The organism is Spirosoma flavus, from assembly GCF_054778555.1.
The window spans coordinates 814386-839246 of the sequence record NZ_BAAGZL010000002.1; the positions used below are offsets into that span (position 1 = coordinate 814386).

14 protein-coding genes are annotated in these 24861 nt (G+C 48.0%); 10 read left to right on the forward strand and 4 right to left on the reverse strand.

The genetic code is table 11. From position 1 onward, the window contains the following. Nucleotides 1-18: 18 nt before the first annotated feature. The 7 genes from ACYVF1_RS12370 to ACYVF1_RS12400 all read left to right on the forward strand — a co-directional run bounded on the left by ACYVF1_RS12370 (nt 19) and on the right by ACYVF1_RS12400 (nt 11933). On the forward strand, nt 19-1197 hold the full coding sequence (locus tag ACYVF1_RS12370; RefSeq protein ID WP_461079087.1) for a hypothetical protein: 1179 nt from the start codon (nt 19-21) through the stop codon (nt 1195-1197). A gap of 26 nt (nt 1198-1223) precedes the next feature. After that, the gene (locus tag ACYVF1_RS12375) at nt 1224-3686 is read left to right on the forward strand and encodes an ABC transporter permease (RefSeq protein ID WP_461079089.1); all 2463 of its coding nucleotides are present in this window, start codon (nt 1224-1226) and stop codon (nt 3684-3686) included. A 414-nt stretch (nt 3687-4100) separates the two neighbouring features. Beyond that, nucleotides 4101-4427: a PadR family transcriptional regulator gene (locus ACYVF1_RS12380; protein WP_461079091.1), complete on the forward strand. Its 327-nt coding sequence runs from the start codon at nt 4101-4103 to the stop codon at nt 4425-4427. A gap of 5 nt (nt 4428-4432) precedes the next feature. Next, entirely contained in the window at nt 4433-7051 is a 2619-nt protein-coding gene (locus ACYVF1_RS12385; RefSeq protein WP_461079093.1) for an ABC transporter permease, read from the forward strand. A 130-nt stretch (nt 7052-7181) separates the two neighbouring features. Then, nucleotides 7182-9836 (forward strand): ABC transporter permease, encoded by a 2655-nt coding sequence (locus tag ACYVF1_RS12390; protein WP_461079095.1) that lies wholly within the window; start codon nt 7182-7184, stop codon nt 9834-9836. Between the two features lie 67 nt (nt 9837-9903). Beyond that, nucleotides 9904-11079: a helix-turn-helix domain-containing protein gene (locus ACYVF1_RS12395; RefSeq protein WP_461079097.1), complete on the forward strand. Its 1176-nt coding sequence runs from the start codon at nt 9904-9906 to the stop codon at nt 11077-11079. Nucleotides 11080-11138: 59 nt separating this feature from the next. Then, the gene (locus tag ACYVF1_RS12400; protein WP_461079099.1) at nt 11139-11933 is read left to right on the forward strand and encodes a C10 family peptidase; all 795 of its coding nucleotides are present in this window, start codon (nt 11139-11141) and stop codon (nt 11931-11933) included. A gap of 66 nt (nt 11934-11999) precedes the next feature. Here ACYVF1_RS12400 and ACYVF1_RS12405 read toward each other — a convergent pair whose 3' ends face one another. Continuing rightward, nucleotides 12000-13415: a sulfatase family protein gene (locus ACYVF1_RS12405; protein ID WP_461079101.1), complete on the reverse strand. Its 1416-nt coding sequence runs from the start codon at nt 13413-13415 to the stop codon at nt 12000-12002. A 150-nt stretch (nt 13416-13565) separates the two neighbouring features. Here ACYVF1_RS12405 and ACYVF1_RS12410 point away from each other — a divergent pair, with 150 nt between their 5' ends. Together ACYVF1_RS12410 and ACYVF1_RS12415 are read left to right on the forward strand one after the other, a co-directional pair. Further along, nucleotides 13566-14651, forward strand: coding sequence for a glycoside hydrolase family 43 protein (locus tag ACYVF1_RS12410; protein ID WP_461079103.1), 1086 nt, complete (start codon nt 13566-13568; stop codon nt 14649-14651). Nucleotides 14652-14728: 77 nt separating this feature from the next. Then, nucleotides 14729-15928: a glucuronyl esterase domain-containing protein gene (locus tag ACYVF1_RS12415; RefSeq protein ID WP_461079105.1), complete on the forward strand. Its 1200-nt coding sequence runs from the start codon at nt 14729-14731 to the stop codon at nt 15926-15928. A 201-nt stretch (nt 15929-16129) separates the two neighbouring features. Here the strand turns inward: ACYVF1_RS12415 and ACYVF1_RS12420 are convergent, their stop codons facing one another. Genes ACYVF1_RS12420 through ACYVF1_RS12430 form a run of 3 tightly spaced genes read right to left on the reverse strand, consistent with a single transcriptional unit; the run spans nt 16130 to nt 21958 of the window. Continuing rightward, nucleotides 16130-16861, reverse strand: coding sequence for a DUF3823 domain-containing protein (locus ACYVF1_RS12420; protein ID WP_461079107.1), 732 nt, complete (start codon nt 16859-16861; stop codon nt 16130-16132). 12 nt (nt 16862-16873) lie between these two features. Beyond that, nucleotides 16874-18664 (reverse strand): RagB/SusD family nutrient uptake outer membrane protein, encoded by a 1791-nt coding sequence (locus ACYVF1_RS12425; protein WP_461079109.1) that lies wholly within the window; start codon nt 18662-18664, stop codon nt 16874-16876. A gap of 12 nt (nt 18665-18676) precedes the next feature. Beyond that, a complete protein-coding gene (locus tag ACYVF1_RS12430; RefSeq protein WP_461079111.1) occupies nt 18677-21958 on the reverse strand; it encodes a SusC/RagA family TonB-linked outer membrane protein in 3282 nt (1093 codons plus the stop codon). Nucleotides 21959-22217: 259 nt separating this feature from the next. Between ACYVF1_RS12430 and ACYVF1_RS12435 the strand changes: the two genes are divergently transcribed. Continuing rightward, nucleotides 22218-24815 (forward strand): kelch repeat-containing protein, encoded by a 2598-nt coding sequence (locus tag ACYVF1_RS12435; protein WP_461079113.1) that lies wholly within the window; start codon nt 22218-22220, stop codon nt 24813-24815. The last annotated feature ends 46 nt before the right edge of the window (nt 24816-24861 follow it).

Here is a 24861-nt window from a genome sequence, read left to right on the forward strand (position 1 = left end):
AGTTTAAACACAACCCTTATGAATCGATTCATTTTGCTTCTTTTTGTCCTATTTCCACTGGTGCAAGCTACGTATGCCCAGAAAGTACCTGTACGCAAAACGGGGGAACTACACATTCCGATGACAGCCGATAAGTGGATTTTTGCGCCTGGACAGGTCGAATTTATGACTGGCAAAGAGGCTGGTATTATGAAAATACTGAAAGGGCCTAAAAGTATAGTTCTGAAAGACGTTACGTTCAGTAATGGGACCATTGAATACGATGTCGAACTCACAGGCCCCGGTTTTCCAGGTATCAATTTCAGAATGGATGCCGATCATCAGAATGGCGAAAACTTTTACCTCCGTTCGTTCGGTAAAGTGACACCCGACGTCCGCACTACGTTGCAATATGCTCCCATTTTTAATGGAATGAGTATGTGGGATTTGACGGATGAATATCAGACGGGCGCTGCGATGGCTGAAGCCGGTTGGAACCACGTAAAACTGGTCATTTCGGGTCGGCAGATGAAAGCCTATGTCAACGACATGAGCAAACCGGCGCTGATTGTCCCTGAATTTGAAAGCCCGGCAACGGCGGGAGGAATATCATTGAGTGGGTCGGTCAATTATGCCAATTTGGTTATCAAACCCGATGTTACTGAAGGCATTAATCCTGAGGCTGGTTATAACTTTCTTACGCACGACACCCGCTATTTAAGAAACTGGCTTGTTAGTGAGCCCGTCGTTTTTCCGTTTGGTAAAGAACCTGTGACCGGCGTACAAAGCACCTATGGGAAAGCGGGGCCGGCCGAGCTACCCGACAGCACCACGCGCTGGTCGCCCATCAAAGCTGAGAGTCGGAATATTGTTAACCTTAGCCGAAAGTATGCGCATAAAGATGGAGAAATTCGTTTGCTGGCGTGGCTCAAAACCAGTATTCAATCCGACAAAGCTCAGGACCGGCTGCTAAACCTGGGGTTTAGTGATGAAGTATGGGTCTTTATCAATGGGCAACTGCTTTACGCTGACAAAAATTATTTCGGAACACCTCAGCAGAAATTCCCTGGAGGCCGGTGCACAATCGAGAACACGAGCCTCAAACTACCTCTGAAAGAAGGCAAAAATGAGATCGTGATCGGGCTAGCCAATTATTTCTACGGATGGGGCATTGTTGCGCGTCTGGATGATACGGCCGGGATTCAACTCATGAAATAAACACCACTTTTTTTATCTCTCTGAGCATGTTACGAAACTATCTTCTCATTGCCTTGCGCAATTTCCGTCGCCAGAAAGGCTTTTCGCTGCTGAACATTGCCGGACTGTCGATTGGACTGGCCAGCGTTACGTTAATTTACCTCTTTATTATCGATGAACAGGAATTCGACCGTTTCCACCCCGACTCCGATAATCTATATATTTTAGGAACGCACCGCAAGCAAAATGGAGCCGAGCGAACATCGGCCTATGCGCCGGGCGCGTGGCTGAGCGCGCTACGTACTCAATTCCCGGACGTAATTGGCGGGGCGCAGGTGATCTCGATGGGGTATCCGGCTTCGTTCCGGGATCGGCAAAAAGACAAAATTCTGCTTTCGGAAAACGTTTTCTGGGTTACACCCGATTTTAAAGATGTGTTTTTCTTCCCGCTAAAGTATGGTGATTCGAAAGCGGTTTTCAACAAACCTAATGGCATTGTTTTGAGTAAGTCGATTTCAGAACAATTTTTCGGTGATCAGAATCCCGTTGGGAAAACACTGGAAATCAGCCACATCTATGCGACGGATAATAAATACATTCCGCTCACGATAACGGGTGTACTGGAAGACTATCCCGAAAATTCGCATATCCAGCCCGACTATCTGATTAGTACCGGTATGCTACGTCAGATGATGACGGCCAATGGGAAGAACTGGCTACAGAACTGGGGCAATGGCCCCGGCTATTTTCTAACGTATCTGCACACCAAAGAAGGCGCTGATATTGAGAAAATTACCAAGTCATTCAATCAGGTCGTTGAGGCCAATCTGCCCAAAGATCCTACGGGAGAGATGGGACCGGCGATACGTCCGCTGAAGAACGTTCACTTCGACCAGGAGTTGAAGTCGAGCTATAATAACAGCCGGATTGGCGACATGAAATACCTCTACATTTTTGCGTGTACGGCCTTACTCGTCATTATCATTGCCAGCATCAATTACATGAATCTGGCCACGGCAAGGGCAGTTCGACGGGCCAAAGAAATCGGGTTGCGAAAAGTGCTGGGCAGCAATCGCCGTCAGTTGGTGTGGCAGTTTCTGGGCGAATCGCTGCTTACTACGTTCGCGGCCTTATTGATTGCGTTAGTTCTAGTTATCAGCCTATTACCATTATTTAACGTAGTAGCGGGCAAACATTTTACCCTGGTCCATCTGGTGCAGGGTAAACTGATTGGCGTTACGTTGGGTACTACGTTGCTGGTAGGTCTGTTGGCAGGAAGTTATCCCGCGCTCTACTTATCAGGGTTGTTGCCGATCAGCGTCCTGAAAAATGCCCGGTTTTCCAGCCGCAGTTCAGACCTGCTACGCAGAGGGTTGATTATTGGTCAATATGCCATCACCATTTTGCTCATTATCTCGACCGGCGTGATGATGAAGCAGATGAATTTTATCCAGAGTTCGACCTTGAGCAAGACTGGCGATCAACTGCTTTCGATACGTTGGTCGGGGATAGCGACGATGGATCAATATCGTTCGTTGAAGCAGCGCATTCTGGAAGATTCTGAAATTCAGGCCGTTACAATGGCGAATCATTTACCGAATCAGGATTATTTTGGTTCGCTGGACCACGACGTTACGTTCCCGCAAAGGGGCAATCAGTTATACCAGTGGGCAGGCATGAATGGCGATTTCGACCTACCGAAAGCGTTTAATCTGGAACTGGTAGCTGGTCGAACATTTCGACACGACAACCCAGCTGATTCAAGCGCGTATTTGCTCAACGAAAGTGCAGTTAAAGCCTTGGGATTATCGCCGGATAAAGTGCTGGGCATGCAGCTTACCATTAAGCGGCCTTTTCAGGAAATGAACCAGAAAAAGGAAGGAACCGTCGTTGGCATTGTGCGCGATTTTCCTTTTCGCTCCATCCATCACACGATTTCCCCATTGGCTATCAGCGCCCGCCCTGACCCCGAAGATCGGATTGTGTACGTCAAACTACCGCAGGGAAAATATCAGGAGAAGATTGCTGAAGTGGAAAGAAAATGGAAGCAGGTGCTGCCCGACGTAGGTTTTGGTCACTGGTTCATGAGCGAGGAATTCGGGCGGATGTACGAAGGCGAAACCCGAATGTCGGGCCTATTTAAAGCGTTTTCCTTACTCTCCATTCTGATTGCCTGCATGGGATTATTTGGCCTATCATCCTACCTGGCTGAGCGACGGATGAAAGAGATTGGCATTCGCAAAGTGCTTGGCGCTACGTTACCGCAAATTCTTGGTCTTCTGTTCAAGCCCTTTCTTACCTTGCTAATAGTAGCCTGCCTACTCGCCATACCGATAGGCTGGGTAATGATGCACAAATGGCTCCAGGATTTTACGTATCGTGTCGATCTGGATGTGGCTATTTTTCTAGTCAGCGTTGTTCTGGTTCTTCTGTTAACTATCGCAGTGGTCAGCTACGAAACGTTACGGGCCGCACTGGTCAATCCTATAAAAAGCCTGCGTGTGGAGTAGAGACCGGTTCACCGTTGGGGAGGCATGCTTTTGTATATCCCTAAAATCCCTGCTAAAAAAGAAAGCCAGACGACGCGAAGTCACCTGGCTTTTGGTTCGCTTAATAGATCAGTTAATTCGAAAAAAGCAGGTGCCTTTCACAGCATCCCTATCTATCAGCGACTCACGAATATAAAACGCCATAAGGTTATGAATTGTTCGTGACTTGAAAAAATGACTGATAATTTTTCATTTTTATTAGTACTATCCTGCATGATAGCACAAATTGCTTGTCCATGTCCGTACAATTATTGTCCGTTTGTGGACAAGCCTCTCGAATCAATTATTAACAAAAGCGGCCTTTGCTGCACGGAAAGGCCGCTTTTTAATACTGGCAAGCCATTTGTTATACATTTACGCAACTAATCTTCGGGTATGAAAGGAACCTATCTGGGTGAATTTGAAGAAGTTGTTTTGCTAGCCGTCGCTATACGGTCGGGCGATGCTTACGGAGCCGCAATCGTCAACGAAATTGAGCAGCAGATGAACCGCTCGGTCAATCTGGGAGCTGTGCATTCGGCACTAAACCGCCTTCAGGAGAAAGGGCTGGTTAATTCTGAAATGGGTGGAATGACGTCCGAGCGGGGAGGTCGCCGAAAACGGCTGTATTCCGCAACGGCCTACGGTCGGCGGGCGCTGGAAGAAATTCGTCAACTGCGCAATCAGATGTGGGAGGCCATCCCCCGAACCGCCTGGTCATAAACGCTATGAATCCACCCCGTTTCGCTACGTCCCTGCTCCGTTGGTTCATCGCTCCACATCGAACCGAAGAGATAGAGGGCGACCTAAATGAACTATTCCAGCAACGTATCGTCGAGGTGGGTTTGCAGGAGGCCCGCTGGCGCTACGTTCGGGATGTGGTGAGTTCGCTACGTCCTTCCCTAATGAAGCAGGAAAACACTAAATGGTTAGTTAAAACGGATCCTAAACCAACAAATACAACTATGCTACGTAATTATCTCAAAATCGCCTGGCGAAATCTGCAAAAAAACACGGCCTACTCCGTCATTAATATTGGTGGGTTGGCTGTAGGTCTGGCGGTTGCCATACTGATTGGACTTTGGATGTACGATGAGCTGAGTTTCAACAAATACCATCCGAACTACGACCGTATTGCCCAGGTCATGCAACATGCTACGTTCAATGGCAAGATTGGATCGCAGACCGCTAATCCCGCCGTAATGGCCCCCGAAATCCGGGCGAAGTATGGCAGCAATTTTAAGTACGTAGTACAAGCATCCTGGCCAGGGTCGTATGTGTTGTCGATAGGCAATAATCACGTGTTGAAGGAAGGCATCTATTTCGAACCAGACGGCCCGGCTATGCTTGGCCTGCGCATGAAGCATGGAACGTATGCCGGTTTGAAAGACCCTTACTCGATTATGCTATCGGAATCGGTGGCCAAATCGCTCTTTGGCGACGCAAACCCGGTGGGCAAATCGTTGAAACTCGGTCGGAAATACGATGTAAAAGTAACCGGAGTTTATGAAGACCTGCCCTACAATACATCGTTTCGGAAGGTAAAAGTAATTATGCCATGGGCGTTGTGGCTGATTGACAACACATGGGCCAAAACGATGAAAAATCCCTGGGGAAGCAATTTTAGTCAGACGTTTGTTCAGGTGGCCGACAACGTTGCCCTGGAAGATGCATCGAAGCGAATAAAAACCGTAAAATCTGATAACCTGGACAAAGAAGATGCTAAATCCAAATGGTCGGCTTTTCTGCATCCCATGAGCAAATGGGAGTTATATAATGAATTCAAAGACGGCGTTAATACAGGTGGTCAAATTAAATACGTCTGGATGTTTGGCATCATCGGCCTATTTGTGCTGATTCTGGCGTGCATCAATTTCATGAATCTGGCCACGGCCCGCAGCGAGAAGCGAGCCAAAGAAGTAGGTATTCGCAAGGCGGTTGGCTCGGTACGTTCGCAGTTGATTAATCAATTTTTTGCCGAGTCGTATCTGGTCGTCCTCCTGTCGTTTATGGCTGCTGTGTTGCTGGTACTGTTGCTGCTGCCCGCTTTTAATGAAGTTGCCGATAAGAAAATCGAGTTTCTCTGGACAAACCCCTTGTTCTGGCTGATGGGCCTGGTATTCATTGGCATTACAGGTTTATTGGCGGGTAGCTATCCGGCTTTTTACCTGTCATCGTTTCAGCCGCTGAGCGTATTGAAGGGAACGTTTCGGGTGGGCAAATGGGCCTCAATTCCCCGCAAAGCCTTAGTTGTAGTGCAGTTTACCGTTTCCATCACCCTGATTATCGGGACGATCATTGTCTATCAGCAAATCCAGCATGCCAAAAACCGGCCGATTGGCTACAACCGGAACGGGCTGGTGAGCATGGGGGCGGAAAAAGAAATAATCGACCATTTCGACGCCTTTAGAGCTGAATTAAAATCGGCTGGCGCCGTCGAGGAAATAGCCGCTTCGAGCAGTCCGCTGACGGGCGTCTGGAATTCGAATGGTGGTTTTGATTGGGAAGGCAAAGATCCTAATCTGTCGGTCGATTTCCCCAACTCCAACGTAACCTATGAATGGGGTAAAACGGTGAACTGGAAAGTAAAAGAAGGCCGCGACTTCTCCCGTGCCTTTGCCACCGACTCATCGGCCTTTATCATTAACGAGGCCATGAAGCAGTTTCTCCCTTTTAAGGACCCGGTCGGCAAAATCCTGAAATGGGATGGCAAGCCCTACACGATTATTGGCGTGGTGAGCGATATAATGGCTGAATCGCCCTTTTACCCGGTTCGACCTTCGCTGTATCACACCAATTCGGACAATCATTGGAATATGACCATTCGCCTGAATCCTGCTAAAAGTTCGAGTCAATCGATGGCGCTGATTGAGCAAGCCTGGCGGAAATACGTACCGAACGTACCGTTTCAATACGAATTCGTCGATCAGCAGTATGGTAGCAAATTCAAATCGGAAGAACGGATCGGTACGTTATCGGCCTACTTTGCGGTGCTGGCTATTTTTATTTCCTGTCTGGGTATTTTCGGTATGGCGAGTTTCGTCGCGGAGCAACGGACTAAAGAAATCGGCATTCGTAAAGTACTGGGTGCCAGCGTTATCAACCTCTGGCAGCTGTTAACCAGAGATTTTGCGCTGCTGGTCCTGTTTGCCTGCCTGATAGCTTCCCCTATTGCCTACTATTACCTCGCCGATTGGCTCAAGGAGTATGATTACAGGGTCGAAATTTCCTGGTGGGTCTTTGTTGTAGCGGCCGTTGGTGCTTTGCTGATCACCTTATTAACCGTTAGTTATCAGAGCATAAAGGCAGCCCTGATTAACCCCGTAAAATCGTTACGTTCCGAATAACCAACGACATTACGTAGAAACAAGGCATGCCTTGTCTCATGGCCGGATGGTTTTTTAAGGAATTGTTAATGGCTGACGCCTGGGAGACGAGGCATGCCTTGTCGCTACGATTAAACAAAACGAAAAACCTATGACCCCGCCCCGTTTTGCTACGTTCCTGCTGCACCTGTTCTGCCCGCCCCACCGGGCCGAGGAGATGGAGGGCGATCTGGACGAGCTGTTCCAGCAACGTATCGAAGAGCTGGGCTTTGGTCGGGCGCGCTGGCGCTACGTTCGGGATGTGGTCAGTTTGCTACGTCCATCGTTAATGAAACGACAAAAAATTGACTACTCACAACCAAATCCAGTAACCATGCTACGTAATTATCTGAAAATCGCCTTCCGCAGTCTGGTCAAGAACCGCGTTTATTCGCTGATTAATACGGCAGGGTTGGCATTGGGTATGGCTACCTTCGTGCTTATTGCCGAATACGTAGCGTTTGAACGTAGCGTGGATGGATTTCATACAAATCTGCCTAATCTGTACCGGCTTCTGATGGATAACAACCGACAGACCTACTCCCAACAGGCTCCCGGAGTAGCGGTAATTGGAAAGCAGCAATTTGACGAAATACAGGATTATTGCCGGATCGCCAATGGTGTAAGTGATGGGATCGTAACCTGGGCGGGAACGGGCAAAGCTGATCAGAAATCTTTTCGGGAAACCAGTACAGCCTACGCCGACGGCAGTTTCTTTTCATTGTTTTCTTTCCCGCTGACCGACGGTTCACTTCTTTCAATTCAGCAACCCAACGTAGTAGCTATTTCGGAAACGGCTGCCCGAAAATATTTTGGAGACAATCGGGCAATCGGCAAAGTTCTGACCCTGAATAATCAGTTTGGCAAAACAGCTTTTACCGTTGGCGCGGTTTATCGGGACTTCCCTACCAATTCTGACTTCCGGGCTGACATGCTTTTTTCGCTCCAAACGCTGGCAAGTCCGGCTGGTCTGAATGGCAACGATTGGGCCCGGCTGGACAACCTCGAAAGCAACTTCATTGATACTTATCTGCTGCTACGTCCTCAAGCTAATTACCTGACTCTTGAAACGAAATTCAATAATTTCAAGAAAAAACTAAAGCCAGAAGATACGGAACAGATTCGGTTGCAGCCTGTGAAAAACATGCACCTGGCCCGGTCGCTGAGCGACTATTATCAAACCAATGGCAGCCTGCGTTTTGTATACCTGCTGGGTGGGATTGCTCTGCTCATTTTAGTAATCGCCTGGTTTAATTACATCAATTTATCGACAGCGGGCGCCCTTAAACGAGCTAAAGAAGTCGGAGTCAGAAAAACTGTTGGAGCGGGACACGGTCAGTTAATAACGCAGTTTTTAAGCGAATCGCTTCTGTTGAACGTATTGAGTCTGATTTTGGCATTCGGCCTGATTGCATTGCTGCAAGAACCCTTTAACCAACTGACAGGACGAACATTATCGACCGACGTCTTGCTACGTGGTAATTTCTGGGCATTGGCCGTAGGGTTTCTGCTGGCAGGTACGCTCCTGTCGGGTGGATACGTAGCATTTGTGCTGACTAAATTCCGGCCGGTACAAGTACTAAAAGGAGCGCTTAGCCGAATGGGACAGGGCGTTACGTTGCGGCAGTCGCTAGTTGTGTTTCAATTCAGTGTTTCGGTAGCGCTTATGGTTGCCACGGGGGTGATGCTACAACAATTGCGGTACATGCAGACGCAGGATTTGAGCATGAAACTCGACCAGTTGCTGGTGCTGCGTGGCCCCGACGTCGGAAAAGACAGTACGTTCAACAAACGCAGTGGAGCCTTTCGACAGTCGATTGCTCAGTTGGCGTCGGTTCAGGCGTTCTGCACGTCGGGCAGCGTACCGGGCAACTGGTACAACTTTAGTGCCGATGGCATTACCCGCCCCAACCCTCAGCCGGGTGATAACCAGAAGTCATACGCCGTTGTTAATGCCGACCACCGCTTTCTGGATACGTATGGCATTAAGTTAGTTGCTGGCCAGAACGTAACGGCTGCCGAATGCGACAAATCCTGGAACGATGTCACAAAGGTCATGATTAATGAGCGGGCCGTCGAGCAATTAGGGTTTCTGAACGTAGCAGCGGCTGTCGGTCAGAAAATCAAATGGGGAGAACGAGAGCTTGAGGTCGTGGGCATAGTGAAAAACTACCACCACCAGTCACTCAAGCAAGCCATTGAGCCCATCATTTTCATTCCACAAACCAGCGTCTTCTACACAACTGTCCGACTCACGACGGACCAACTGCCTGCCAAAATTGCTGAGCTGGAAAGGTTGTTCAGCCAGTATTTCCCCGGCAATCCATTCGACTATTTTTTCGTAGATGAACGCTATAATGAGCAGTACAAAGATGATCGACAGTCTGAACGAATATTTACCATAGCCTCGCTACTGGCCATTTTTATTGCCTGCCTGGGTCTGTTCGGTCTTGCTACGTACATGACGGAGCAGCGCACTAAAGAAATCGGTGTTCGGAAGGTACTCGGTGCTTCTGTTGGCAGTATCGTTACGTTGCTTTCCAAAGATTTTCTGAAGCCGGTTGTCATTGCCATTGTGATTGCGTCGCCCCTTGCATGGTGGGCCATGCAGCGCTGGTTGCAGGATTTCGCCTATAAGATTAACATTGGCTGGTGGGTGTTCGGTTTGGCGGGGATGTTGGCGGTAGGCATTGCCCTGGCAACCGTTAGTTTCCAAAGTATCCGAGCCGCGTTAAAGAATCCCGTGAAATCGCTACGTTCGGAATGACCCATCTAGAGCCAAGGTATGCCCTGTCTCTACACATTCTTTCTTATTTTGGAGTAAAAAAACGGTTTTGAGCGTCAGTATCAATGCATTCGACCTGATTGTCATTCTGGGTATCACGCAAGGATTGCTCTATGCAGGCTTGTTATTTTCCCGATATGGCCAGTACGCCAGCAAACGTTTGCTGGCGTTGCTGTTGTTGGTTTTCAGCGTATTGAGCGCCAAAATTTTGCTACATACACTGGGTTTGTGGCAGAATCCGACGCTACGTTATTTTCCACTTGCCTTCGACCTAACCATCCAGCCGCTTTTATATTTGTACGCCGTTGCGCTGACGCAGAAACAGTTTCGGCTCAAATCGCATCTGATTCATTTTGTACCCACACTGCTTTTTTTGCTTCACGCCATCATCGTTTATACTCAGACTCAAACGACAAATAATCTCCTCCAAAAAGATATTCTGGCCGAAAGACTAGCTTTTAACAATGTTAAACAGATCGAAGATTATCTGTCGGTGCTATCGGGGATAGCTTATGGAATCCTGAGTTTACGTCGATTAAATAACTATCGGCAGTGGCTTTTCGATACAATTTCTGATACGGCGTATCCGACCTATACTTGGCTTCGTAACGTAGTGATTGTCAGCGGTGGCGTTGGCCTATTACTGACAGTCAACATCTTTCTCGATACCGGACTAGGGTTCACAACGCGCTACTTTCTGCACTGGCAGTTGTTCTACGTTTATCTGTCCGGCTGCATTTATTACCTGGCGATTATGGGTTATCAGCAGCCGCCATTCGAAGTGGCTTTTGATACGACGAACATTCGCCCATCCGAAAATCGAGCGTCTACGGGAGTAGACGTAGCACAGATTCAGGCTATAAAATCCCGGTTGGAAACGGCTCTTGATCAGGAACGTGTTTTTCTAGATCCTGATCTGAGTCTGAACAGTCTGGCCGACCAGCTAAACGTATCACCTAGCGTATTATCGACGGTCATTAACAGCGTGTTCGGCAAAAGTTTCCGAAGTCTTATCAATGAACGTCGGGTCGCCGAAGTGACGCACCGACTGACCAACCCAACCTATCAGCACCTCTCCATTCTCGGTATCGCGCTTGATTCAGGCTTCAATTCTGAGGCAAGTTTCTATCGGGTTTTTAAATCCATCACGGGTTTATCACCCCGACATTTAGCGGAGCAACAGACTCTCAAAACACATAGTAAGGACTCTCAAAAGCCAATTTGAGAGGAAAGACACGGTTTCATTGGATTGTTTTGCCTCGAATCCTAGCAAAATAATCCCGTATGAAACGCATCATTTTTTGCCTGCTGATGACGACAAATTGCATCGCTCAGCTTCAACCGCCTGTACAGAAGAACGCCCCCTTTCTCCTGAAAACGAATTGGGATCAGTTTGGCCGTTACGCCCGCTACGTTCCCGAAAACCACCTACTGGGTTGCTGGAGTACAGCGTTGGCTCAAATTTTTTATTACCATCAGTTACGTCCCAGCGGTATTGTCCATTACCAATGTTCAAAAGGTTACGTCATCCGCGATACGTTGTCGAAGCATCCGTTTTCGTGGGATCAGTTTGCCCCTAAAATTGACTCAACAACGCCAGCGGTGGCCCAAAACAACATCGCACTTTTTTCGTACCTAACCGCCGAAGCGATACGTAAAGATTTTGGAACGGGTCACTATCTGGAGCTGGTCAATCCGGTTGGGCAGATTGAAAAACACTTTCCCTGCAAGGCTGAATTCTACGTATCGTTTACGGAACCCATCCCGCTATCCCAAGATCAGCTGGCCGCCATCTCCCGGCAGGAAAACATTCAAAACGTAGTACAACGCGCCGACGTAGTGAAGCTGATACGTCGGGAAATCGACGCCCACCGGCCTGTCTATTTTCACTTCGGCAATTTCACTACGTATGGCCATTCGACCGTTATTGATGGTTACCAGCAGGAAGGCGACACGCTCTGGGTGCACATCAACTATGGTTCCAGTGGGCAACGTAGCGGCTGGTACGACCTCTTCAAACCCATCGACGTGGCAGACGACATCAAACTCCGCGCTTTCGTCACTATTCGGGCAATCTAGCATTGGGCAATCGGGTGGGGGCATCGTGTAATCACTACCTCTCTTTGCTCCTACCCCTACGCTGCGTTAACGATCTTTCTTTTTGCCGTACTTGATGTTGAAGAAATAGCGTGTTAAACCATCCTGATCGTTCTGGACTTCCATCCAGTTTTCCATTGCTCGTCGAAACGCCGTCAACGTAGCACGGTTTTCCGGTGCACCTGCCAGGTTTGTTAGTTCGTAAGGGTCTTTTTCCAGATCATATAACTCCTCAGCGGGGCGCTGCTGATACGCCAGAACACGTTGCGCAGCTTTAGGATCGGTTTTGGCTTTTTCGACCCAACTATCCCAGTAATCTTTGCCATCTACGGGCTTAGCATTGGTAATGTGCGTCGTATACGTTCGTTCGGGTTCAAGGTTCATAATGTACTTGAGACGACGCGTCCGAATGCTACGTATCGGGTAATAATTGAACGCACCGTAACGCGTATCGGCTGTATACGTAGTGAAAATGGTGTCGCGATGCGTTGTCTGATTTCCGGTTAGCACAGGCAGAAAACTCCGGCCATCCAATCCGTTTGGGACGTTGCCACCTATGGCCTCCAGCAGCGTAGGCAGCACATCGACCAAAGGAGTCATCGCGTCGGTTGTACCGGGTTTTATTTTTCCCGGCCAGCGTACCAGCATCGGCACGCGAATGCCCTGATCGTACAGATTCCATTTACCAAAGGGCCACTGAGGTCCATTATCCGTCGTATACAGAAACAACGTGTTATCGGAGTAGCCGTATTTCTTCATCGATTTTAGACATTCGCCCACCGTTTTGTCCATATCCGTTACATCGGTGTAATACTTCGCCCGCACTTGTCGCGTTACGTCGGTATCAACCAGGAATGGCGGTACGTCAACAGTCTTGGGATCATAGCCGTCGATACCCGGCCAGGGAACGTGCGGGTTGTCCGTCGCAACCACCAGAAAAAGCGGTTTCTGGCCTGGTTTGGCGTGAGCAGCCAGTACCGAGTCAATTTTCGGGTAATCCTGATCTTTCTTTTTCAGGTAGATGTAAGGATAAGCCGATTGCGGCCAGACATGGTCTTTTCCCGCCAGAATCGTTTGATAGCCAAGCTCCTGCATATACACAGGTATCGTTTTGATTCCGGCATTGATCTTACTGTGGTTGGGATGCGCGCCGTTACGTGCCGGCATCAGTCCCGTACTGATTACAGCCCTCGATGGTACACAGTTTGGCGTATTGCAGAAAGCGTGCGTAAAACGTAAACTTTCTTTGCTCAGCGCGTCCAGGTTGGGCGTTCGAACGACTTTGGCGCCGGCAAAACCAGCATCTTCGTACCCATGATCATCGGAAATGAACAGGATAATATGAGGTCTGGAAGCTAGTGGATTTTGTGATGACGAAGTTAGCTGTGGTTTGGCAATGAAGAATCCACTGCCTGTCAACGTAACAATGACCAGCCAAAGAAAAGAATAACTGAGTTTTGTCATATAAGGTACTTTTACGGAATCGGGTGGTGTTTGCCGTTCTATCTTCAAAAAGTTCTCTGACAAAAAAGCATATAAACCGCCCTGTTCTACCTTTAGCTACGTAGCAGCCTACTACGTAGTGAAAATTTATAACCAAGTTTTCAACTTAAGATGAAGCTTACAACCTTATTTATTGCCCTACTTATCTCTTTTGAAATAGCTTCGGCACAATCGTCAACCGGAGCGGCATCCCAAAATTCACCGGCTAAAGTGCCGCTTAACATTGAGAACGGTAAAAACGTATGGATGCTGACCTACTTCCGGCAACGTTATCCGACACGTATCGAGATTGATGCACAGGGCAAAACGGTTGAGGTTCCCCTCCCCGACCCAATGTTAATCAACAAATTACATATTGCTTTATCCTCCGATGGCCGTCACTGGACACCGCTGAACGATAACAAACCCGTTTGGGAACATCATGTTCGTGATCCTTACGTACGCCGGGGCCCCGATGGCGTTTGGCGTATCTTATCGACAGGTGGCGGGAGAGCCAATGACCGGGAGAAAGTGGGGCCAAGCTGCCTCTACATTACATCTAAAGACCTGATTACCTGGCAGGTTGAAGGGAATCTACCCTTGATGAAAGACGTACGTAGTGACTCTGGAACCTTGGCGCGAAATATCTGGGCGCCAGAGTGGTTTTTTGATGACCGAACCAATGAATACGTATTAATCTGGTCGTCGTCTTTTAAAGATGCGGGCTGGAAAGAAAGTCGGCTCTGGTCTTGCCGAACGCGCGATTGGAAAACCTTTACGCCAGCCAACGTCTTCTTTGCTCCTCCCTACTCAGTGATCGACGGAACCCTACTGAAAGAAAAAGGAACGTACTATCTCTTTCACAAAGAAGAAGAATTTGGCGCAAAAACGGGCGAACGGCGGTCAATCCGACTGGCTACGTCGAAAAACCTGGAAGGTCCATACAGTGTGGTCGAAGGGCCGTTGAACAAGGGGCAAATTGTTCCGGTCATTACCGAGGGGCCAACGGCAATAAAAGACCCCGTTAAACCCGGCTGGCTGCTATTATATGACTATTGCATGACGAACCGTTTTGGTGCTTCTTATTCGCCGGATTTGATTCACTGGACCGTCGAAGACGATGTAAATTTTCCGTCGGAAGCCCGGCATGGCTGTATTTCAATGTTAACTTCAGACGAAGCGAAAGCTTTAGTTAGAGCGTATCCGGATAAGCCTTAGTGCATAACCCGATTTGCGTTATCCGCGGAAGGACTTTTTCTAAAATTGACTGAATACTTTTGATTACTCATATCGTTATGAAGCATTTAGTAAGGCTTATCTTCTTTTTCGCAGTAGTCATCAACGTACAGGCCCAGAATGGGTTTCAGGCCAACTACGACGAATCAAAAGTTCCAACTTATACGTTACCAGACGTATTAACAACAACCACAAATCAGCCCGTTCGCAGTAAACTATCCTGGGAAAACGTAAGACGACCCGAAATCATTAAGTTATTTGAGGAGAATGTGTATGGCCAGATGCCCAAATCCTATGACCGGCTCAGCTACTCGATAAAGAATGAGAATGCCCGCGCCATGGACGGCAAAACGACCTTGAAAGAGGTGACTATTGAGGTGATTAATCACAACAAGCCATTGAAAATCAACCTCGTACTTTTTGTGCCGAATCAGCAAAAAAAGCCGGTCCCGGTATTTCTGCTGATTAATAATCGGGGGAAAGACAATATGGACCCTACCCGTGTTCATAAAAGTGATTTCTGGCCGGCTGAACTGGTTATCGACGGCGGGTATGCAGTTGCGGCTTTCCATGTGAGCGATCTGGCTCCCGATGACACCGCCAAATACGTCAATGGCGTGCTGCAACTTTATCCGGAACAATTGACCGCTCCCGACGGCATGAAGGCTATTGGCGCCTGGGCCTGGGGAGCAAGTCGCGTACTGGATTATTTTGAGAAAGATAAAGCTGTAGATGCAAAGAAAGTAATGGTTGTGGGTCATTCGCGGGGAGGCAAAGCGTCTTTATGGGCGGCTGCCGAAGATCAGCGTTTTGCGATGTGCTTCACGAACTGTTCGGGCAATACTGGAGCTGCTTTATCTCACCGGCGATTTGGCGAAACGATTGGCCGAATCAACACCGTTTTCCCTCACTGGTTTGCCACCAATTACAAAAAGTACAACGATAAGGAAGAGTTATTACCTGTCGATCAGCACATGCTGCTGGCCGCCATCGCTCCCAGACCGCTGTATGTGACCAATGCGTCGAAAGATTTGTGGGCTGATCCTACCGGAACTTATTTGTCGTTGAAACTGGCCAGTAAAGTGTATGGATTATATGGTATTAACACCAATCTTCCGTCTGATCCACCGGGTATAAATCAGCCAGTTATGATTTCGCACATGGGGTATCATAACCGCGAGGGCGAGCATAACTTGACAGCTTACGACTGGAGCAATTTCATAAAATTTGCCGATCAGCATTTTAAGAAAGGAAAATAATTAATTGCCGCTGTACTTTCTGACCGCCGAGCCTGGGTTGCACAGAATAAAATGACTTGACTATTGAATGCTGTAAATTCGCAGTTGAGAGTATTGCGATTGGTATAAGCTGCTTCATGGATGCTGAAAACATAAGACTTTTTCTCGCTAAATGAGCTAAAAAATTACCCCTGGTTTTTGGCCAGGGGTAAATAAACTGACTTAACGAACGGTGGCTTTTATGACCGGACTATAATTGTATTTTGCCACGGCCGTTGTTCGTACACCCACCCTAAAATAATATTCTCCTTTGGGCAAATGGGTTTCCGACCATTTAAACGTGAACGTTCGCGGCACGCCTACGATACTGGCATCCGTCGTGGCCGATGGAATGTCCTGACGCCAAAGATTAATGTAATACCCTGACGTATTAGAACTGACACTTTCGTCGACAATCGCGTAATTATTGATCATGAAAATCACCTGCGAAATTTTCGTGGTCGTATTGGCCGCCGGTTTCGTAATGGTATACGTAAACGTACTATCGGCGATACTTGCTGACACCCGGTAATAAGGTGTTACCTTAAAATTCACTTCGGTCCGATTTCCATCAGACAACTGTACGGTCGCTGAATCGGCGGGTTGATAGAGAAACGCTCCGTCGCGAGGGAAGGCTTTGTACGTACCAGCAAAAAACTGGGTAGCTGAAAATTCACCATTGGCTTTCAGTTCGATATCGGTTGTACCTGGGTTCGGATATTTAGCCTTATCCCATTGGATAAACCGCACGGTTCCCCCGCCGGGTTGCCGGAGTTGCAGGGCCTGACCATTTTCTGCGTCGGTCAGTTTACCGTAGATGCCAGATTCGGGCTGGACAAAATTGTCCCATTTATTACAACCACTGAACGTAACGGTCAGCAGCGAAAAGAGTCCTAAAAGTTGTCGGGTCTTCATGAGTTGATACATTTAATAGCCAGGGTTTCCGTTACCGAGTTTAGAGCCTGCCTTACTACGTTCGGACGCTGGAATCTGGAAGTAATAATCCTTGGCCTGATACGTTTTGCCACCGCCATTGGGCGTTTTTTCAAAGACATAATCTTTGGCGTTGACGTCGTAGTAGATATAAAGTCCACTAGGAATCCAGCCGCTGAATTCGGTGGTTAGTGTGCGCCATCTGCGTAAATCCCAGAAGGTCCGGTTTTCAAAAGCCAGTTCTACCGAGCGTTCTTTGCGGATTTTGTCCCGGTCGATGGTCGCCAGAGCGGCTACGCCCGCCCGTGTACGAAGCTGATTAATAGCCCCGAGAGCCTCCGAAGTCGGTTTGCCCAATTCAAAAGCAACTTCGGCGTAATTCAGCAGCACCTCGCCCAGGCGCATATCCAGCCAGTCCGTTTCCGACGACCAGTCCACGCATAAATTGGCGGGGCGCGTAGGATCTAAAAACTTCTTCTGCCAGAACGTAACGGCCCCGTTGTTCGAATTGCCCGTTGCGCGAACCGAATTGGCCGTTGGAGCCGCTACGATTTGTCGCTTGTCAATATCAAAATACTGATTGAGGCCGGTACCGTTGTATCTCACCCCGTTGTAAATAACCCCGCGTTGCCCGGTAATCTCAGCTCCTTTAAATGGGCTTCCGGTTGAAATAATGGACCCGAAAAATCGTGGGTCTTTATTCTTAAATACGTCCTGTGGATTTTTGTAGTGAACATACGCAGTGGGGGTGCCGATGTTGAGCGTACCGGGCGTTCCATCAACGTAGTCGAACCGCTCGGCCATTTCCAGGGTCGGTGTCATCCGGTTGGCGTATCCGATGGGTGATTGGATTACCACTGGCAGCGCCATCAAATCCTGCGAGTGCGTCCGGCGGGTCGATTCATAGTCCCAGCCCTTGCAGAAAATCGCTTCCGAATTGCCCTGAAGTTCGTAAAAGAGCAGTTGAAAGTTCTGCGCCTTATCGTTCGGATACTTGTTGAACAGACTGTATTTTCCGTCATCGATGATTTTCTTCGCGGCATCGTAGGCAGACTGGAGATACGTAGTGGCCTTCGCCGGATCAACACCTACCAGCCCATCCAACTGCACCGTTCCGAACTTAGCAATGGAACCGGCATGCAACATGGTTCTTGATAACAGCGCCAGCGCTACGTATTTATTGGCTCTTCCGTAAACACTGGTTGGCGGTAAATTGGCCGCAGCAAAATCTAGATCCGATTTAACCAGATCCCAAACCTCAGCCTCTTTGCTACGTGGCAGATTGAGATCAGCCGCCGTGCCATCCGTTATGTTTTGCGGCTCTAGTAAGATTGGAACGCCACCCCAGAATTTCACGAGCTCCTGGTAGTAATAGGCCCGTACAAATTTGGCTTCTGCTACGTATGCGTTTTTGGTATTCTCAGGAATATTGACCGTGGCGATCTCTTTGATGAACGTATTGACGTTACGTATTGCCCGATACAGTTTCCCCCAGTTCTCGTCGTTATTTGACGCGTTGGTTGAATTAGTCGTTTCCCAGGTCCAATTGGAAGTGTAGCCATCGCCGTTGGCCGGAAATTCGCCAAATCGCCCGTTGCAATAGCTAAAATCTTCAATCGGTAAGTCTTTATACAACGTAGCAAAGTAAGCTTCAACAGCCTCGGGACTATTATAAACCTGTTCGGGACTTAATAAATCAACAGGTCGTTTATCCAGCAAGCTATCGTTACAGGCATATAAACCGCCGATGCACAGTAGGATCAGGTATTTTTTAAAACTCTTCATCGTCGTTACGTATTAAAAAGAAAGTTGGACACCCAGATTCAGGTTCATCGTCAGCGGATAATTGTAGCTGTACAATCGGTCGTCCGTGTATTCCGGATCAACGAAATCAAGCCCCTTCGACCAGGTAGCCAGATTGTAGCCGTTGGCGAAAACGCGTAGCCCTCGGATGTGCGCTTTGTTGAGTAATTCTTTGGGCAGACTGTAGCCAACTTCGAGGCTTTTCAACCGCAGATACGTAGCATCGAACCGCCAGAATTCGTTGCTCTTGTAATTCTGCCGCTGACCAGTCGAGGGATATTTACCCGGAATCCACTCACTGGCCGCATCGGCTACGTTCGAACGGTGCCAACGGTCGTTGAAGATCGAGATTGGGTTTGATCCAGTATTACCCGAGGAAAAATAGAAGGGTCTTGACAACTGATCCTGATAAGCCACCTGATACATCGTTGCCCCCTGGAACAAAACCGCTACGTCGAAACCTTTCCACGACAGACTAATATTCGTACCGAAGTAAATAGACGGTTTACTCTGACCACGCCCGATGACAGTTTCGTCCAGGTTATTAATAATGCCATCGCCGTTTAAGTCAACGTAGCGAATGTCGCCTGGCAGGATTGTCCGGTTGCCGGCTCCGTCCATGATGGGCCAGTTTCTGATTTCTTCGTAGCTGGTGAATTGGCCGTCGGTTTTGTAGCCCCAAACGATGTCATTGAACCGACCGGCGTTCCGATTCCGCCAGTAATCGTAATCGCTGTTGGCGGGCGTTTCTTCGCGGTAACGATACTGCGTTCGGGCGTAACTCATGTTGGCCGAGATCGAGTAGTTGACGCCCTTGTACTTGTTCCGATGGCCCAGCACGATCTCAAAACCCTGCGTGCGGTCTTGATTGATGTTTTCCTGCGGCAGGTTTACCCCATACGTAGCGGGTATCGTCGAGATACGGTCAGCGAGTAAGCCGTCCCGGTCGCGCCGAAATACGTCGGCTTCAAGCGTTAGTAAGCCATTCCAGAAAGCGCCCTCGATACCGAAATCGGTGGTGGTTGAGGTGTACCACGTAATGTTCGGGTTGGCTGAGTTTTTAAAGCCAAGTCCACCCACGAACGTAGTGCCGAACTGGTAGCCACTGCTCGGGTACGTATAGCCCGTCAGGAACTGGAACGAAGAACCGGCAATACCGTCATCACCCAAAATTCCGTACGAACCGCGCAGTTTCAGGTTGCTGATAAATGGCGCGTTGTTGCGAATAAACGGTTCTTCGGAAAGCCGCCATCCAGCCGATACGTAAGGGAAGAAACCCCACCGACTATTCTTTGGAAAGCTGGACGAGCCATCATACCGGAAACCCGCTTCGGCCAGATACTTGCCCGAATAATCGTAATTCACCCGACCGACGTAGCTCATGTTAGCGCTTGAGCTATAACCCGATCCAATAGCGTCCGTCTTACGGTTACCGGCCACAAGCTGATCAACGGCGTCAATAATAAATTGCGTATTGGCGCTGTTGCTGTTGTTCTCCCGGTCGATTTGCTCATACAGTCCCAGTGCCCCAATGGTATGCTTGCCGAACGTATTCTGGTAATTAAACGACAACTGAATATCGTTACGTTTACCCTGTCCAAAGGCTTCCGTTAACCGGGATGGCGCCAGGTGGCCATACGCTTTTTGGGTCAGCTGAGTCGTGACCGGGTCTACTACGTAATCGTACTGATTGTACTTCTTGGTGAACTGCTTCCGGAAACTATAGTTGATATCGTAGGCATACTGCGCTTTGACACTCAACCCCTTAACGAACGGTAGATTGTAGGTCAGATGGAAAGTCGAGGTCAGAAACTTCTCGTCATTTTTGTTATACCCACTGTACGCTTCCGAAAAATCGGCGATGGGATGGCTTAGCGAACTCAGTGGCTGACGCAGGTAATTAGGATCGTTGTTGGAGTAAAGCGGCTCGGTTGGGTCCCACTGCCAGACATTTTTTAACAACGCCCAAATCGCCTGACTTGGCTCTTTGCTGATGGAGTTGATAAAGGCCAGATTTGCGCCCATGGTAAGCCCTTGCGTCAACTCCGCGTCGATGTTAAACCGGAGGTTATACTTTTTACCGGTCATAATATCCGAATTGAAAAGCCCCCCTTCGTTGAAATAACCTGCTGACGCAAAATACCGAAGCTTGTCAGTGCCGCCGTTCACCGTCAGGTTATGCTGCTGCTGACCGGCCCGATCACGCATGACCGCTTTCAGAAAATCCGTACTGGCCAGCTTTCCACTCTGAAAATCGGCCAGTTGCTGATCCGAAAATCGTGGGGGCGTCATCTCCAGCCGATTGCTGATGTTATTGTTGATCTGCATCTCATTGAAGAGACTTGCGTACTGGTAGGCATTTGACAGTTGCGGATATTGAGTGATAATCTGTTGCCCGTAGTGACCCGTGTAGTTCACCTGCACTTTACCCTGACTGCCTTTCCGGGTCGTGACCAGAATAACGCCATTAGCCGCTTTTACGCCATAAATAGCCGCTGTAGCATCTTTCAGGACCGATACGCTTTCAATTTCGTTCGGGTCTAACCGGTCGAAACCCGCTTTGTCCCGCTGTACACCATCGACAATAATCAGTGGTCCGCCCGTCTGATTCCCGTTAATATCGTTCGGGTCGGTGTAGCTAAAACCCCGAATATCAATCTGCGAATCATACTTGCCCGGCTGGCTCGACAACTGCGTCACCCGAACGCCGGGAGCCCGACCGGTCAACGTATTAGTTACGTCGCTGTTGGCGTTGATCACCAATTCTTTATTGTTCACCTGAGCAATGGCCCCCGTTACGTTCACTTTCTTCTGAACGCCGTAGCCGACGACCACAATTTCATTCAGTGCCTTGGCATCTTCTTTCAGCGAAACTTCGATGCTTGTCTGGTTCCCAACTTCGACTTCCTTCGATTCATATCCGACAAACGAAAAAACTAAAATCGCCTGACCATTCGGCACACTTAATGAATACGTGCCCTTATCGCTGGTCGTCGTTCCACGGTTCGACCCTTTTAAGACGACACTCACACCTGGCAATACGCCCCCCTTTTCGTCAACGACTTTACCAGTAATGGTCCGGTCCAGTGGGGCGCGATTCAACGAGGAAGCTAACGCCACGTTCGTTAGTGTGCTGGTCGATACGTTCGTATGGCGGGCCAGTAAGTGTTGTGCTTCTACGTTCAGTGTGAGTGCTACGTTCAGTAGTAGCGTTCCCCAAACGGATCGGCGAATCAACCTCCTTATTCTCCTTTGGGCAAATAAATTTCTGTGCATAAACCCGGATTTATTTGGATTAAACATGGCACGAAGAACGCCGGAGAGGGTTAAAAATATCTTAATAAAAGCTTAACAATTAGACTAAAAGGCTATATTTTGTGAATTTTCTTATTCTTTTTGAGGATAATAAGCCACTTTGATAGCAAGCGGATAACTGGTAACTTAGAGGCAGTATCGTGTAGAGAATTCTTGTAACAACGCATTCCAGCAGGAATTTCTCCACACGTAGCGATCCGTTTATAAAGCTGAATACAACTTGGCGATCCTTCGAGAAATATATTATCGATTCGTACGTAGCGTAATGGTGCTGTTGATGGCTTCAACCGCCATCCATGCGCAGACGTATGGATTACGATTTGTTGGCCACGAAGAAATTCAGGACAGCCGCACCTCACTGAACCTCACGCCTGAGCATCCAATCTGTCTGAAAGGTGATGCAGAGGTTTCGTTTGATTTGACCCTGGTGCCTAATTACACAACCTATTTCGGCTACATTTTCAGAATTATTCAGGACGATAAACAGAACCTTGATCTACTCTACGAGCAAAAGTCGAAAAGTTTTAAAATGATCATTGGTGATCGGCTGGCTCAATCGGTTATCCGTCTCGATTCGGCGCACCTATATAAACAGTGGAACCGGTTTAGTATTAAGTGGAATACAAGCCAGCATTCGTTGCTAGTTTCTGTAAATAACAAGCTGGTTATCAAAGACAACGTATCGTTTAAGAATGAAGGTTGTTACAAGCTATTTTTCGGGAGTAATGAGTTCGGGCAATTCAAATCGAAAGATTTGCCCCCGATGAATATTAAAGACATTGTTCTGACAGAAAATGGCCAGCGAAAACACGTCTGGCCGTTAAAGGAAATAAACGGCACGACAACCAAAGACGAAATTGATGGACAACTTGCTACGGTCAAAAACCCGGTCTGGATCAAGTCGTTGCATAGTGAGTGGAAAAAGAATAGCCAGTTTTCGATGAAGGGCTATGCCAACGTAGCATTTGATCCTGTTACCGAAACGGTCTACGTTATTGGCTCTGAAAAACTGTATCAATACGTTGTTCCGACCCACCGAAGCACCGTTCAGGACCATAAAAATCCTCCTCTAAATCTGTTTCGGGGCAGTCAGGCCATTTTTAATCCATTTAATCGTCGGCTCTATAGCTTTTTCGTAGACCAAAAGTCTGTATACAGTTGCAATCCAGCTACCAGAGACTGGACTGCGGAGACGGTTTCCCCCAGCGCAATTAACGTAACCGAATATTGGCACGCGAATAAATTCATTTCCCGCTCTGATTCGTCGCTGTATATTTTGGGTGGTTATGGCCAGTTGACCTATAAAAACAGAGTGTTACGTTACCGTTTTGCCGCCAAAACCTGGGATACGCTTGCTACGAACGGTAATACGTATACGCCACGTTATCTGGCCGCTCTAGGTACAACTTCCACCACTGATACGTCTTATATCATTGGTGGTTACGGAAGCCTGACCGGGGAACAGATGCTTAATCCCAAAAACTCGTATGACGTATTGGAGTACTTAACAAAAACCAATACGTTCCGAAAAGTCTATGAACTGAACGTACCGAAAACGGATTTTGCGTTTGCCAACTCGTTGATGATTGATACAAAATCGAAGGAATATTACGGTCTTATTTTTCCCAATCAGCAGTTTAAGGCGCAGTTGCAATTGATTCGGGGCTCATTGAATAAGCCATCTTACGAGGTAGTGGGCAACCCTATCCCCTACTCGTTTCACGACATTCACTCATACGCTGACCTGTATTACTGCCCTATTAGTCAGAAACTTATCGTCGTTACGTTGTATCAAAATGAGGAAGCTCATACAACCGATGTAAAGCTGTATTCTATTTCATTTCCGCCTAATGCGTTAACGGTACAGACAGCTCAGGAACAACAGGCAGTTATCCCCTATTGGTGGTACGTTATCGCTGGTTTAGGTATGGTTGCTCTCTTCATTTATATTCGCCAACGACGCCTACCAGTTAGAAAAGAACCGGTTTCGAATCAAGATCAGCCACTATTAAACGATACGTTACCTCACACAACCCCATTATCGACGCCGGAAGTCCCCTCGATTCTACAGCCCTTGATTAAGGAGCCAGCCTTGCAGTCTAGTATTTTCTTTTTTGGCAATTTTCAGGTACTCGATCATTCAGGCATCGATATAACAAAGTCCTTCACTCCTCTTTTAAAAGAGCTTTTTCTGCTACTGGCGCTCAATAGCATTGGTAAACAGCGCGGAGTAGCCTCCGAAAAGTTGAACGAGATTCTCTGGCCTGATAAGTCCGGTCGGGAAGCCAGCAATAACCGCTCTGTCAACATCACGAAACTGCGGAATCTGTTGGAGAAAGTTGAGTTTTGTTCGCTTTCTAAGGAATCGGGCTATTGGAAAATCGAGTTTAATTTCGACCAGCCGCTCTACGTTGATTATGAGCGGTATATGACTATTATAAATAATAATATTCTCCTAACCAAACCGGCAATTATGGAGTTGGGCGAGATTACAAAACGAGGCCCGTTCTTGCAAAACACCGAATATTACTGGCTGGACGATTTCAAGGCCGACATTTCAAACCGGATTATCAATACGTTCCTGAAGTATGCCAATACGTTAACCATCAGCGAAGATCCTGAGCTCTTACTTCAAATTACAAACTTCATTTTTGATTACGACCCTGTCAGCGAAGACGCTATCATTTTAAAATGCAAGGCCCTGTCGTTGATGGGCAAACATTCGTTGGCCAAAAACACCTTCGAGCGATTCCTCCGGGACTATAAAGCTATCTACGGGGAAGAGTACGAGCAACCCTTCTCTGCCATCATCGATTAAAACGTACCTGTTCTACGTTGTATGGAAGTTCGTTTGGTTGCTTAGT